The sequence below is a fragment of the Acidovorax sp. PRC11 genome, assembly GCF_031844105.1.
Taxonomy (GTDB): domain Bacteria; phylum Pseudomonadota; class Gammaproteobacteria; order Burkholderiales; family Burkholderiaceae_C; genus Paracidovorax.
This window is the reverse complement of record NZ_JAUZUQ010000002.1, coordinates 79,306-92,521: the sequence shown is the minus strand read 5'-3', so window position 1 is coordinate 92,521 and position 13,216 is coordinate 79,306. Positions and strand designations below refer to the sequence as shown.

The following is a 13,216-nucleotide window of genomic DNA, read 5'->3' as shown; positions in this document are numbered from 1 at the left end:
TCAGTTCACCGCTTCCGGGTTGGCGGCGTCGAAGGCCGGGTGTTTGCGCTGCGGCGCAAGGTGCAGGTCTTCGAGCAGATTGGCCAGCGCGTGCAAGCTCATGCACAGTGCAAAGATCGGCATGATCAGCTGCAGCACCCACATCGGCCATTCCAGCGTCTGCGTGTGCTCGGTGTAGAGGAAGTTGAAGGACTCGGCCGCATATTCCCTGGCGTCGAAGCCCTTGCGCGCAATGCCGATCGGATCCATCCAGATCCAGCACATCGCCAGCAGCGCCAGGGCGAAGGCCAGCACGCCGGAGGTTGCGATCACCTTGGCGACGCGGGTGCTGCGCGGGCCCAGCTTGTCGGTGAGCATGGTGACCGCGAAGTCCATGCGCAGCCGCGTCATCGCCGAGGCACCTATGAAGGTGAGCCAGACCACCGCGTAGACCGAGGCCTCGTCCACCCAGTAGAGCGGCATGCCGGAATAGCGGGTGACCACGTTGAGCAGCACCAGCAGGGTCAGCAGCGTCATCAGTCCGGCGATGAGCCAGCGCTCCAGGCCGAGCAGCGCGCCTGAGGCATCGAGGATCAGGCGCACCACGGGGTGCGGCGGGGATGAGGGGGGTGGGCTATCGAAGGCTTCCATGGGCGGTGTGCGATGGTGCGGTTCGCTCGTTTGAAGATACGGTGGATATATTTGCGGTATCGCTACAAGCAAATTGAATGCCAGACCAACGGGTTCCATCGCCCTGGCTCCAGTTGTTAATATATTTACAGTATCCTGCAAGGGCATCAGCGTAAACCATGCCTAGCAGCCGATGCGGTTCTGTGACAAGCGGGCAAGACTGTGTGCACCGCGCCCGTGCAGATGGCCCCACGGGTGTGCGTATCCGCCCTGGATATGGCACCGATCCGCTGCAAGTGGGGTCGGGACATCAGCGCGGGCCGCGCGCAGGGACTGCCGCCGGACGGAAGGCTGCGGCAGCTTCAGCGGTCGCTGCCCCTGCAAACAAAAAAAAGCCCGTACCGATCACATCGGTCCGGGCGTTTTCAAGGGGAACGCTGGAGGCTCAGGCCGTGCCCGCCGCCGGGGCCACCGGATCAGGCTCCTGCCCCTTCTTCGGCCCGAACCACGCCACGTACAGCGCCGGCAGCACCACCAGCGTGAGCATCGTGGCCGTCACCAGTCCGCCGATCACCACGATGGCGAGAGGCCGCTGGGTCTCGGAGCCGATTTCGTGCGAGAGGGCCATGGGCAGCAGGCCCAGCATGGCGAGCATCGCGGTCATGAGCACGGTGCGCAGGCGCTGCATGGAGCCCTGGCGCACGGCCTCGACCACGCTGGCGCCGCCGGCCTGCAGCTGCTGGAACACCGAGAGCATCACCACGCCGTTGAGCACGGCCTGCCCCGAGAGCGCGATGAAGCCGATGGCGGCGGACACCGACAGCGGGATGCCGAAGGCCCAGAGCGCCACGAAGCCGCCGATGAGCGCCAGGGGCACGTTCAGCAGGATCAGCGAGGCCATCTTCACCGACTTGAAGGCGTCGAACAGCAGCACGAAGATCAGGAGCAGCGAGATCGGCACGACCACCGAGAGGCGCTTCATGGCGCGTTCCTGGTTCTCGAACTCGCCCGACCAGTTGACCTGGTAGTTCTCGGGGATCTTCACGTTTTTCTCGACGCGGGCCTTCATGTCGGCCACGACCGAGCCCATGTCGCGGCCGGCGATGAAGATGCCGATGGCCGTGGTGCGGCGGCCGGCCTCGCGGGCGATGTTCATGGCGCCCGCGCTTTCGCGGATCTTCGCGACGTCGCCCAGCTGCACATAGCCGCCGTCCGGCGTGGCGATGGGCGTGCGCGGCAGGTTGGCGATGGTGCGCTCGTCCCGCGGCAGGCGCACGGCCACGGCGAACTTGCGCTCGCCTTCCCACAGGTTGGTGGCGGCCTTGCCGGCGAGCGCCGCCTCGATCACGTCCTGGATGTCGCTCACGTTCAGGCCGTAGCGCGCGGCGCGGTCGCGGTCGATGTCGATCAGCAGCTGCGGCACCTGGCCTTCACGGTCGATCTCGGCGCGGGCCACGCCCTGCACCTGCTTCACCTCGCGGGCGATCTCTTCCGTGATGCGCTTCATCTCCACCAGGTCGTCACCGGCCAGCTTGATCACGATCTGGCCCTTGATCTGCGAGATCGATTCGAGCACGTTGTCGCGGATGGGCTGCGAGAACGCCGGGTCGATGCCGGGGATGGCGGAGAGCGCGCGGCCCATCTCCTCGGTGATCTTGGCGCGCGTCATGCCGGCGCGCCACTGGTCCTCGGGTTTCAGGTCCACGAAGATCTCGGCCATGGAGATGGTCTTGGGATCGGTACCGTCTTCGGGCTGGCCGGCCTTGGAGACGGTGGTGCGCACCTCGGGCACCGACAGCAGGGCCTTGCGCGCCATGCGCAGGATGCGCGAGGCTTCGGCGGTCGAGACGTTGGGAGAGAGGCTGAAGTTCACCCAGGTCGTGCCCTCGTCGAGTTCCGGCAGGAATTCCGAGCCCAGGCGCGAGGCGGCCACCATGGCCAGGCCGAACACCGCCAGCGCGATGATGACCACCGTGCGGCGGCGCTCCAGCGCCCAGTCGAGCACCGGCGCGTAGAGGCGCTTGGCGCGCGTCACCACGCGGTTGTCGCCGTGCGGCAGCTTGCGGCGCAGCAGCCAGTAGGCCAGCAGCGGCACCAGCGTGAGCGAGAAGATCAGCGAGCCGATGAGGGCGGTGGTGACCGACAGCGCCATGGGCTGGAAGATGCGGCCCTCGTGGCGCTGCAGCGCGAAGATCGGGATGTGCGCGGCGATGATGATGAGCATCGAGAACAGCGTGGGCCGGCCGACTTCGCCCGCGGCCTCGATGATGGTGTCGCGCCGGTCGCGGTCGTCCATGTCCTCGCCGCGCTCGGCCAGGCGGTGCATGATGTTCTCGATCACGATCACCGCGCCGTCCACGATGATGCCGAAGTCCATCGCGCCCAGGCTCAGCAGGTTGGCCGGCACGCCCATGATCTTCAGGCCCATGAAGGTGGAGAGCAGGGCGAGCGGGATGATGACCACCACGGCCAGGCTGGCGCGCAGGTTCGACAGGAAGATGTAGAGCACCAGCGACACCAGCAGCGCGCCTTCCACGAGGTTGTGGAACACGGTGGTGAGGGTCTTGTCCATCAGCCAGGTGCGGTCGTAGAAGGGCACGATCTGCACGCCGGGCGGCAGGCCGCGTTCGTTGAGCTGGGCGATCTTGTCCTTCACGCCCTTGAGCACCACGCTCGGGTTCTCGCCTTTGCGCATCACCACGATGCCGGTGACGATGTCGTCGTCCTGGTCCTGGCCCACCACGCCGAGCTGCGGCACGGCGCCGATGCGCACCTGGGCGATGTCGCGGATCAACACGGGCGTGCCGCCCCGGGACGCGACCACGATGCGGCCGATGTCCTCGGCCGAGCGCAGCAGGCCCAGGCCGCGGATGGTGTACTGCTGCGCGCCCTGCGCGACGTAGCTGCCGCCCGCGTTGGCGTTGCCGCGGCCCAGCACGTCCAGCAGGTTCTGGAAGCTCACCTTGTACGCGCGCAGCTTGTCCATGTCGGGCTGCACTTCGTACTGCTTGATGGCGCCGCCCATGGCGACCACGTCGGCCACGCCGGGTACCTGCCGCAGCGCGCGTTCCACCGTCCAGTCCTCGATGGTGCGGATGTCGGTGGTGGTGAGGCCGTCGCCCTTGAGGCGATAGCGCATGATCTCGCCCACCGGCGTGGCGTTGGGCGCGATCTCGGCCTGCACGCCGGGCGGCAGGTCGATGGTGGAGAGCCGCTCGGCCACCTGCTGGCGCACGATGTTCACGTTGGCCGCGTCGTCGTAAGTGACCACGGTGAACGACAGCCCGAACTGCGTGTGCGAGAACACGCGGATGGAGTTGGGCAGGCCGGCGAGCGCGGTCTCGATGGGCAGCGTGACCTGCTTTTCGACCTCTTCCGGCGCGCGGCCGGGAAAGAGCGCGATCACGGTGACCTGGGTGTCGGTCACGTCGGGGAAGGCTTCCACCGACAGGTTCTTGAAGGCGATGACGCCGGCCAGCGCGAACAGCAGCGTGCCCAGCACGATGAAGAGCGGCTGGTGCAGCGCGTAATGGATCAGGCGCTTCATGGGGTCGCTTTCTTCGCGGCGGCGGCGTCTTCGGTCATGGACTGGAACTGGCGGGACAGCAGCAGCGCGTTCTGGTTCACCACGGCGTCACCGGGCTGCAGGCCGCTCGCCACGATGACTTCGGCCGGGCCTTCCTGCGCGAGTTCGACCTTGCGCGGCTCGAACACGCCGGCCTCGCGGCGCACGTAGACCACGTGCTGCGTGCCGTCGAGCACGATGGCGCTGGCGGGCACCACCACGCCGCCCGCGCGGCTTTCCTGCACGCGCGCGGTGGCCAGCATCTCGGCCTTCAGGCGGCGGTCGGCATTCGCCACCACGCCGCGCACCTTGATCGTGCGCGTGCCGGGGTCGATCGCGTCGGCCGTGGCCGTGACCTTGCCGGTGAACGTGGCGCCGGGATAGGCCGGCACCTGCAGCGTGATCGGGTCGCCGGGGCGCAGCGAGGAGAGATCGCTCTCGCGCGCGTCGATCTGCACCCAGAGGGAGGTCGGGTCGGTCACCACGAAGAGCGCGGGGCCGGACTGGTCCGGGCGCACTTCCTGGCCGGGGTTGAGGTTGCGCTCCACCACCACGCCGCCGATGCCGCTGGAGAGGGCCAGCTGCTGGTTCACGCCGCTGGCGCTGCCGTAGAGGCGCGTGCGGGCCGCGGCGCGGGCCACTTCGGCCTGGGCGCCGGCGGCATCGGCTTCGGCCTGCTCCAGGTCCTTGCGGGCGATGATGCCGGCCTCGAACAATTCACGCTGGCGCTTGAGCGATTGCTGCGCGAGCGACTGGCCGGCCTGCGCCTTGGCGGTGTCGGCCTGGGCCTGGCCGAAATCCGGCGAGGCCAGCAGGGCCAGGGGCGCGCCGGCCTTCACCGACTGGCCCAGGTCGGCCTGGATGGTGGTCACGCGGCCGGCGAAGGCCGGGTAGATGCGCTGGGTGCGCTCTTCGTTCCAGACGAGCCGGGCGGGCAGGTCCACCGCCACGTCCTTGGCGGCGCGCGCCTCCACCGTGCCCAGCAGGGCGAGCTGCGGATGGCCGGAGGGAAAGCGCAACTGGCCCGACTGCACCACGGGCGGCGCGGGTTCGGGCGGGGCGGCGGCCGCATCGGCGGCGGATTTGCCGCAGCCGGGCAGCAGGGCGCAGGCGGCGCCCAGGGCGGCCACGGCCACCAGGCCGCGCACGGCGCGGCGCCGCGCGGAAAGGGAGGGGTGTTGCACCATCATGGTCGGGGAGGTCCGGGAAGGCATACGGGATCGAGGAAAGGCGTGGGCGGAAGGGGCTGCGGCGCGGTTGGCGCTCACGGCATGCCGGTGAGCACCTGCGGCTGCGTGCGCAGCAGCCAGGCGCCGCGCGCCTTGGCGTAGTCGGCGCGGGCGGCCAGGGCGTCGAGCACGGTGGCGCGCAGGGTGCGCTGCGCATCCAGCAGGTCGGTGAGGGCGATGGCGCCCTTGCGGTAGGCCAGCTCGGCGTTGTCGGCCACCTGGCGCGCGCGGGGCAGCACGCCCTGGTCGTAATCGGTGGCGCGGCGCGCGGCGTTGTCCATCGTCTGGCGCAGGCGCTGCAGGTCCAGCAGCGCCAGGCGGCGGGTGTTGTCCAGCGCGTCCTGGGCCTTGGCATAGTCGGCCTGGGCGCGGCCGATCTCGCCCTGGTACTGGTAGCCCCACTGCAGCGGGATCTGCACACGCAGTTCGACCTGCCGGGTGGAGGTACCGGGGTAGTGGTCGACGGAGGCGCCCACCGTCCAGTCGGATTGGCGCAGCGCGTTGGCGCCGTCGAGCGCGGCCTGGGCGGCCTGCGCGCGGGAGAGGGCGGCGCGCACGTCGGCGCGCGTCTCGGCCCAGGCGGCCAGGTCCGCGTCGGTGGCGGGCCGGTCGCCGTTCAGGGCGGGCCAGGGCGTGTCCACGGCCTCCAGGCGGCTGCCGGTGCTGCCGGTGACCTGCGCCAGCGCCAGGGCGGCGTCGTCGCGCGCCTGTTCTGCCGCGCGGGTGTCGGCCCGGGCGCGCTCGGCCTCGATGCGGGTGCGCGAGGCATCCTGCGCCGACAGGTCGCCCGCCTTCACGCGGCGGTCCGCCATGCCAGCCACTTGCCCCAAGCTGCGCTCGATGGCCGCCACTTCGGCGAGGCGGTCCTGCGCGGCCAGCAGGTCGTAGTAGGCCGAGAGGGCCCCCGTCAGCTGCTGGACCTGCGTGTCTTCCACGTCGGCTTCGGCGGCATCGGCCGCGCTCTCCGCCGCCTTCTTGCGCAGCGCGCGCTTGCCGCCGCGCTCCCAGGTCCAGTCGATGCCGACGGACTTGTCGATGCGCTTGCGCGTGAACACGTTGCCCGGCCCGGGGCCGTGCTGCAGGTCGATGGAGGCGGTCTTGGCGATCAGGGAGGGCAGGGGCGCATGGTCGGCACTCAGCACGTCGGCGCGCGCGCCGGCCAGCTCCTGGCGGGCCTGGTTGACTTCGCTGTTGTCGCGCGCGGCGGCCAGGGCCTGCGCGAGCGTCCAGGCGGCGCCGCGCTGCGTGGGCGCCCCCGTCCTCGCGGACGGCGCCGCGCCCGCCGGGGAAACGGCAGGGGCCGTACCCATCGCGGGCGCGGCGGTGGAAGGTACCGGCTGGGCCTGGGCGGCCGGCCAGGCCGCGAAGGCGCCGCCGCAGGCCAGCAGGGCCGCCGCGAGCCGGGAGGCGGCCGGCGCCTGCACGGCACCGGCACGCCGGGGGGAGCGGGGAGAGAAGAGGGAATGGGAGCGCATGGCATGTTTATCCGACGCCCAGCCTGACCACGGCCTGACCGCCGAGCCCGCAACCGCCCCGGCCGGGACACAATGCGGTGTCCGCGCCACGGTGCGGTGCGTTCTGGACTTCGTCCCTTCCTTCCCTTCACCGCTTTTCGTTTCCTGCCCATGCGCATCCTGGTAGTCGAAGACGATGCCGTGCTGCGCGGCGTCATGCAGCGCAGCCTGGCCGATGCCGGGCACCGCGTGGATGCGGCCGTCACGGTGGCCGAGGCCGACCATTTCTGGAGTGTCCAGCCGTTCGATGCCGTGCTGCTGGACCTGAACCTGCCGCAGGACGCCAGCCCGGCGAGCCCGCTGGGCAGCGGCCTGGCCGTGCTGCGCGCCGCCCGGGCGCGGGGCGACCGCACGCCGGTGCTGGTGCTCACCGCCCGCGACCGCACCGAGGAGCGCATCGCCGGCCTGGATGCGGGCGCGGACGACTACCTGGGCAAGCCGTTCGACCTGGCCGAGGTGGAGGCCCGGCTGCGCGCCCTGGTGCGCCGCACCCAGGGCACGGACGACCGCACCCGGGCGGGCACCCTGGTGCTGGACCGGCGCGCGCGCCGCTTCACGATCCAGGACGTGCCGTTCGAGCTGCCCGCGCGCGAATTCGAGGTGCTGTGGGAGCTGATGACCCCGCCGGGCCGCGTGGTGAGCAAGCGGACGCTCTCGGACAAGCTCTCGGGCTTCGACGACACGCTGGGCGACAACGCGCTGGAGGCCTTCATCTCGCGCCTGCGCAAGAAGCTGCAGGGCAGCGGCGCGGGCATCCGCACGCTGCGCGGCCTGGGCTACATGCTGGAGGCCGGGGCGGCCCCGTCCGATGGCGACACCCCGCCGGAGCCCGCATGAGCGAAGGCCCCGTGCCGCCGCAGGACCGCGCCGGCCCGCCGCGGCCCGCAGCACCGGCCGCGCCGCCTGCACACCCGCCCTCGCTGCGTGCCCGCCTGCTGCGCCACGTGCTGGTGCCGCTGGCCCTGACCTGGTTCGCGGGCACGGCGATCTCGGTGCTCGTGGCCAACGGCTTCTCGCAGCGCGCCTTCGACCGCGCGCTGCTGGACGACGCCTACGCCATCGCGGCCAACGTGCGGATCAAGGGCGGCGCGCTCGATCTGGCGCTGACTTCGCGCGAACTGAAATCGGTGCTGTTCGACCAGGTGGAGACGGTGTATTTCGCGGTGCTGCTGCCGGACGGATCGATGCTTTCGGGCAACGCCAGCCTGCCCGCGCCGCCGCCGCGCGACGACTCCTACCGCTTCTCCGACATCAACTACCGCGGCCGCGCGCTGCGGGCGGTGCGCGTGCGGGTGAGCGAACCGCAGGCTTTCGAGGTGATCACCGCGCAGACCGTGCATGCGCGCAGCGCCATGCTGCGCAGCGTGCTGCTGTATTCGGTGGTGTCGCAGCTGCTGCTGCTGGGCGCGCTGGCCTTCTGGCTGCGGCGCGCCATCCAGGCCGATCTGCAGCCGCTGGCGGCCTTCCAGGCGGAGTTGTCGGCCCGCGACGTGCGTGGGCTCGATCCGGTGGCCGTGGAGGCCTCCACGCGCGACCTGCAGCGCCTGGGCACGGCCGTGAACGATCTGCTGGCGCGCGTGGCCCAGGGCGTGCGCGCGCAGCGCGAGTTCGCCGGCAACGTGGCGCACGAGCTGCGCACGCCGCTGGCCGGTATCCGCGCCCTGGCCGCCTACGGCCTCGCCCACCGGGACCCGGCGGTGTGGCGCGAACAGCTCGCCGGCGTGGCCGACAGCGAGGCCCGCGCCAGCCACCTGGTGGACCAGCTCCTCGCGCTGGCGCTGGCCGACGAGGTGCGCGGCGCCATGCCGCGCGAGCCCGTGGCGCTCGACGAGCTGGCGCGGGACGCGGTGCTGCGCGTGCTGCCGCGCGCCGATGCGGCCGGCGTGGACCTGGGCGCGCGCGGCCTCGACCGGCCCGTGGTGGTGCAGGGGCAGGCGGTGCTGATCGAGGGGGTGCTCGGCAACCTCATCGACAACGCGCTGCGCTACGGCCGCCCCGCGGAAGGCGGCCCGGCCCCGCGCATCACGGTGGAGATCGCCTCCGGCGCGCCGGGCGAAGAGGGCTCCGTGATGCTGTCGGTGGTGGACAACGGCCCCGGCATTCCCGAGGCGCAGCGCACCGACCTGCTGCAGCGCTGGGCGCAGGGCCGCGAGGGCGAACGCCTGGGGCAGGGCGCCGGACTGGGCCTGGCCATCGTGGCGCGCTATGCCGAACTGCTGGGTGCGCGGCTGGCGCTGGGCACGGGGCCGGACGGGCAGGGGCTGCGCGTGGGCCTGGTGTTCGCGCCGCCCGCACCGACGCCGCCGGCGGCCTGACGTGCCGGCGCACAGGCTGGGAGGCGGCGCGGAGGCGTCAGTCCGGCTGCGCGCCGAACACCGGCCGGAAGAAGCTGCGCTCGTAGCTCAGGATGCAGCGCGTGTCCTCGGCATAGCGGAAGGCCGCGATGCATTCGGCGTCCTGCATCGATTGCTGGCGGTAGGTTTCGTAGGCGGCGAGCGAAGGGAAGGTGAACATCGCCAGCGCGATGTTGTTGGCGCCTTCCGACGGCAGGAAGTAGCCGTGGTGGCGGCCGCCAAACTTCTCCACCAGGGGAATCCAGAGCCGGCCGTAGTGCTCGAACTCGGCGAGCTTGTAGGGATCGATGACGTAGCGCAGGGTGCAGGTGATCATGACCCGATTTCACCGCATTTCCGGGCCCGGTGCGGCATCGGGTGCCCCAGGGCCCGCGGAGGGCGGCGTTCGGGCCTCCTGGGGCCCTTCTGGGCCTTCCAGGGCGGGGCCTTCCACGCGGGTTTTTGCTGCCGCGGCGGTGCCGGACACGCGATCCCGCTGCCGCCACGCGGTGGCGCGGCGGCAGCGAGGCCTTCCGTCAGCCCTTCGCGGATTCGCCGAGCGTCGGGTAGTCGGTGTAGCCCTTCTCGCCGCCGCCATAGAAGGTCTTGGAATCCCACGGGTTGAGCGGTGCGTCCTGGCGCAGCCGTTCGACCAGGTCGGGGTTGGAGATGAAGGCCTTGCCGAAGGCGACGATGTCGGCGCGGCCGCTGGCCACCGCTTCCATCGCCAGCGCGCGGTCGTAGGCGTTGTTGACCATCCAGGCGCCCTGGCCGCCGGCTTCGCGGTAGGCGGTCTTCAGCGCCTCGTAGTCGAACGGACGGTCTTCCATCTCGCGCGGGCCGCCGGTGGAGCCTTCGATCACGTGCACGTAGGCCAGGCCCAGGGGCGCGAGCTGGCGGATCACGTAGTCGAACAGCGGCTGCGGATCGGCATCCACGATGTCGTTGGCCGGGGTGACGGGCGAGAGGCGGATGCCCACCTTGCCGCCGCCGATCGCGTCCACCACGGCGCGCGTGGCTTCGAGCAGCAGGCGGGCGCGGTTCTCGATGCTGCCGCCGTAGTCGTCGGTGCGCTGGTTGGCGCCGGTCTTGAGGAACTGGTCCAGCAGATAGCCGTTGGCGCCGTGGATCTCGACGCCGTCGAAACCGGCCGTCTCCACCGCGTTGCGCGCGGCGGCGGCGTAGTCGTGCACGATGCCGGGAAGTTCCTCGGCATCCAGCGCGCGGGGCTCGGACGTGGCCGCGAAATGGCCCTGGCCGGTGGCCTTGTCGATCAGGTAGGTCTTGGACTTGGCGGCGATGGCGGAGGGCGCCACCGGGGCGCCGCCGTCGGGCTGCAGGTCGTTGTGCGAGATGCGGCCCACGTGCCAGAGCTGGGTGACGATCTTGCCGCCGCGCTTGTGCACCGCCGCCGTCACCTTCTTCCAGCCGTCGAGCTGGTCGGTGCCGTACAGGCCCGGCACGTCCGCATAGCCCTGGCCCTGGTGGCTGATGGCCGTGGCCTCAGTGATCAGCAGGCCGGCGGTGGCGCGCTGGGCGTAGTAGGTGGCGGTGATGTCCTTCGGCACCGCGTTCGGCGAGCGGTTGCGCGTGAGCGGCGCCATGGCGATGCGGTTGGCAAGCTGCAGGTCGCCGGCCTGGACGGGATCGAAAAGCGTAGTGGACAAGGGAGTACCTCTTTCGAAAATGAGGGAGACGACGTTACCGCGTTTGCCGATTCTCTGCAGTGGGACTGCGCCGCGACGGGATATGCGAGTCGTGCTAGCGAAAACGCAGCATCCGATGGCGTGCCTGCTGCGATGGCTGGGCCCGTCCCGGTCGGGTCCGGCTGCTCCGCCGTCACCATCCCGGAAGGTCGGCTCGGCGGCGGGGCGGAAGTGGCACGCCTTATACCCCGGTGCCATCCAGGCCGGTTATGGGTGCGCCTGGCAGGCAACGCAGCGCCGGACCTGCGGCTGAGCGGTGTTTCACGTGAAACACGCCGGTTGGTGGACAAGCGCTGCGGCCGGCGTTCGACGCGGGGCTGCACTGGACCGGGGCCCGTGCGGTGCCCTGGAGGGGCAGGGCCTGAGACCGGGCTTGCCCTTCCTCCGAAACCCTGGGCCTGGATTACTTCTGCAGGCCCTCGGCCTTGAGCGCCGCCTGCACTGCCGGGCGCGCGCCCACGCGTTCCACATAGGCCCGCAGGTTCGTGAGGCCCGAGGTGTCCACGCCCACGTGCTTGCCCCAGCTGCACACGGTGAACAGGTAGCCGTCCGCCACCGAGTAGTGTTCGCCCAGCAGGTAATCCTTGCCTTCGAGCTGTCCATCCAGCCACTGGAAGCGGGACATCAGCTTCTCGCGCACGATGGGCTTATAGGCATCCGGCGTGTTGGGCATGAACAGGGGCGTGTGGCCCTTGTGCAGCTCGGTGCCGATGAAGTTCAGCCATTCCTGCAGGCGGTAGCGCGCCAGCGTGCCGTTGGCCGGTGCCAGGTTCTTGTGGGGTGCCTGGTCGGCGATGTACTGCACGATGGCCGGGCCTTCGCGCAGGCGCGTGCCGTCGTCGAGTTCCAGAACAGGCACGTAGCCGAGGGGGTTGATCTCGTAGAAATCGGTCCCGTCCTGGAGCTTGTGGCTCTTGGTGCTGGCAAGCACGGGGGTAAAGGCCAGGCCGGCTTCGTGCAGGGCGATGTGGGGAGACAGCGAGCAGGCACCAGGGCTGTAGTAGAGCTTCATGGTCAGGTTCGAAGACAGTGGAACAAGCCTGCCATGCTACTAGCGAGCACGGATCCGTGCTGTCGGCCGCCATGCCGCCGGACATGGCCCCGATCCCCGTGCCCGGCGGGGTGCCGCGGCGGTGGGGCTGTCAGGTTCGACCCGGTGCCGTGGCCGCTTCCAGCCGCCCGAGCCAGGCGATGGCATGGGCCGCGTCCGGCCCGCACATGTCCGCCGAAGGCCGCAGCGATCCGCACACGGCGGGCCGTTCGGGCCGGCCGAAGATCCTGCAGCGCAGGGCCTCGTCGAGCTGCACGCAGGCCACGCCCGCGGGCTTGCCGTGGGGCATCCCCGGGATGGGGCTGGAGATGGACGGCGCCGTGCAGCAGGCGCCGCAGCCGGGCCGGCATGCCTGTGCTTCAGGGGATGCGGTCACCCGTTCAGCGCCCGAGCCGCTGGCTGGCCCAGAGCACCTGCTCCACCACGGTGCGCACCCGGCCATGGTGCGCAGGATCGACCAGGCTGCCGGCCTCGTCGAACGCGTTGCCGGCATGGCCCAGCGCAAACGCCTGGGGGGCGAGCCAGCATTCCAGGTTCAGGAGCAGGGGGGCCAGATGGCTTTGCGAGCGCAGCCCGCCCAGGCCGCCGGGGGAGGCGCTCAGCATGCCCACCACCTTGCCGCGGAAGGGGAGGGTGCCGTCGCTCCACACCGGATGGCCGGCGACGGGGCTCGATGCCCAGTCGATGGTGTTCTTCAGCAGCGCGGTGTAGCTGCCGTTGTATTCGGGCGAGCAGACGATCCAGCCGGCATGGGCCTGCAGGACCTCTTTCAGGCGCACCACGTCGGCGGGCGTGCCCTGGGATTCGAGGTCGGCGTTGTAGAGCGGGATGTCGAAATCCGACAGCTCCAGCAGGGTCGCGTCGGCACCTGCATTGCGGGCGATGTCGGCAGCGGCGCGGGCCAGCCGGCGGTTGAGGGATTGCTGGCGCGTGCTGCCGGCGAAGACGAGGAGTTGGGGCATGGAGTGATTCGACCACAGCCGCGCGGCAGGATTCCTGCAAGCCGATGTTCCACGTGAAACAACCTGCCGGCGAGGGCATGCCGGAGGTGATGGGCGGGAACTGGCCCAAGTGGTCCCGCCGCCGGTTCCGAAGGGGCGGTGAATGCTCGATGCTGCCCGGCAAGCGCCCTGGCACTCCCGGGGGCAGCCCCTTCCGCAGGGCAGGGGATGCGCTGGGGTGGTGGCGCGCCCGGGGCGGGCATGGGAA

The 13,216-nt window shown here is 70.8% G+C and carries 11 protein-coding genes; 2 read left to right on the top strand and 9 right to left on the bottom strand.

Features of this window, described 5'->3' with window-relative positions; all coding sequences use genetic code 11:
• From Q9R47_RS02520 to Q9R47_RS02505, 4 genes are all read right to left on the bottom strand, one after another.
• Entirely contained in the window at nucleotides 1–630 is a 630-nt protein-coding gene (locus tag Q9R47_RS02520) for a TRAP transporter small permease (RefSeq protein WP_311231631.1), read from the bottom strand.
• A 424-nt stretch (nucleotides 631–1,054) separates the two neighbouring features.
• Nucleotides 1,055–4,156: a CusA/CzcA family heavy metal efflux RND transporter gene (locus Q9R47_RS02515; protein WP_311231630.1), complete on the bottom strand. Its 3,102-nt coding sequence runs from the start codon at nucleotides 4,154–4,156 to the stop codon at nucleotides 1,055–1,057.
• Complete coding sequence (locus Q9R47_RS02510) at nucleotides 4,153–5,364, bottom strand: efflux RND transporter periplasmic adaptor subunit (RefSeq protein ID WP_311231629.1); 1,212 nt, start codon at nucleotides 5,362–5,364, stop codon at nucleotides 4,153–4,155. The genes Q9R47_RS02515 and Q9R47_RS02510 overlap by 4 nt, the downstream gene beginning before the upstream one ends.
• A 74-nt stretch (nucleotides 5,365–5,438) precedes the next feature.
• The gene (locus tag Q9R47_RS02505) at nucleotides 5,439–6,878 is read right to left on the bottom strand and encodes a TolC family protein (RefSeq protein ID WP_311231628.1); all 1,440 of its coding nucleotides are present in this window, start codon (nucleotides 6,876–6,878) and stop codon (nucleotides 5,439–5,441) included.
• Between the two features lie 150 nt (nucleotides 6,879–7,028).
• On the opposite strand from Q9R47_RS02505, the gene Q9R47_RS02500 reads away from it, so the two are divergent.
• On the top strand, nucleotides 7,029–7,754 hold the full coding sequence (locus Q9R47_RS02500) for a response regulator transcription factor (RefSeq protein WP_311231627.1): 726 nt from the start codon (nucleotides 7,029–7,031) through the stop codon (nucleotides 7,752–7,754).
• Entirely contained in the window at nucleotides 7,751–9,232 is a 1,482-nt protein-coding gene (locus Q9R47_RS02495) for a sensor histidine kinase (protein WP_311231626.1), read from the top strand. The genes Q9R47_RS02500 and Q9R47_RS02495 overlap by 4 nt, the downstream gene beginning before the upstream one ends.
• A 37-nt stretch (nucleotides 9,233–9,269) precedes the next feature.
• Here Q9R47_RS02495 and Q9R47_RS02490 read toward each other — a convergent pair whose 3' ends face one another.
• The 5 genes from Q9R47_RS02490 to Q9R47_RS02470 all read right to left on the bottom strand — a co-directional run bounded on the left by Q9R47_RS02490 (nucleotide 9,270) and on the right by Q9R47_RS02470 (nucleotide 12,969).
• On the bottom strand, nucleotides 9,270–9,587 hold the full coding sequence (locus Q9R47_RS02490; protein ID WP_311231625.1) for an NIPSNAP family protein: 318 nt from the start codon (nucleotides 9,585–9,587) through the stop codon (nucleotides 9,270–9,272).
• Between the two features lie 199 nt (nucleotides 9,588–9,786).
• A complete protein-coding gene (locus tag Q9R47_RS02485; protein ID WP_311231624.1) occupies nucleotides 9,787–10,917 on the bottom strand; it encodes an alkene reductase in 1,131 nt (376 codons plus the stop codon).
• Between the two features lie 442 nt (nucleotides 10,918–11,359).
• Nucleotides 11,360–11,968, bottom strand: a complete 609-nt coding sequence (gene gstA, locus Q9R47_RS02480) for a glutathione transferase GstA (protein WP_311231623.1) — start codon at nucleotides 11,966–11,968, stop codon at nucleotides 11,360–11,362.
• Between the two features lie 130 nt (nucleotides 11,969–12,098).
• Complete coding sequence (locus tag Q9R47_RS02475; RefSeq protein WP_311231622.1) at nucleotides 12,099–12,383, bottom strand: YkgJ family cysteine cluster protein; 285 nt, start codon at nucleotides 12,381–12,383, stop codon at nucleotides 12,099–12,101.
• A gap of 4 nt (nucleotides 12,384–12,387) precedes the next feature.
• Complete coding sequence (locus Q9R47_RS02470) at nucleotides 12,388–12,969, bottom strand: NAD(P)H-dependent oxidoreductase (protein ID WP_311231621.1); 582 nt, start codon at nucleotides 12,967–12,969, stop codon at nucleotides 12,388–12,390.
• Between the last annotated feature and the right edge of the window lie 247 nt (nucleotides 12,970–13,216).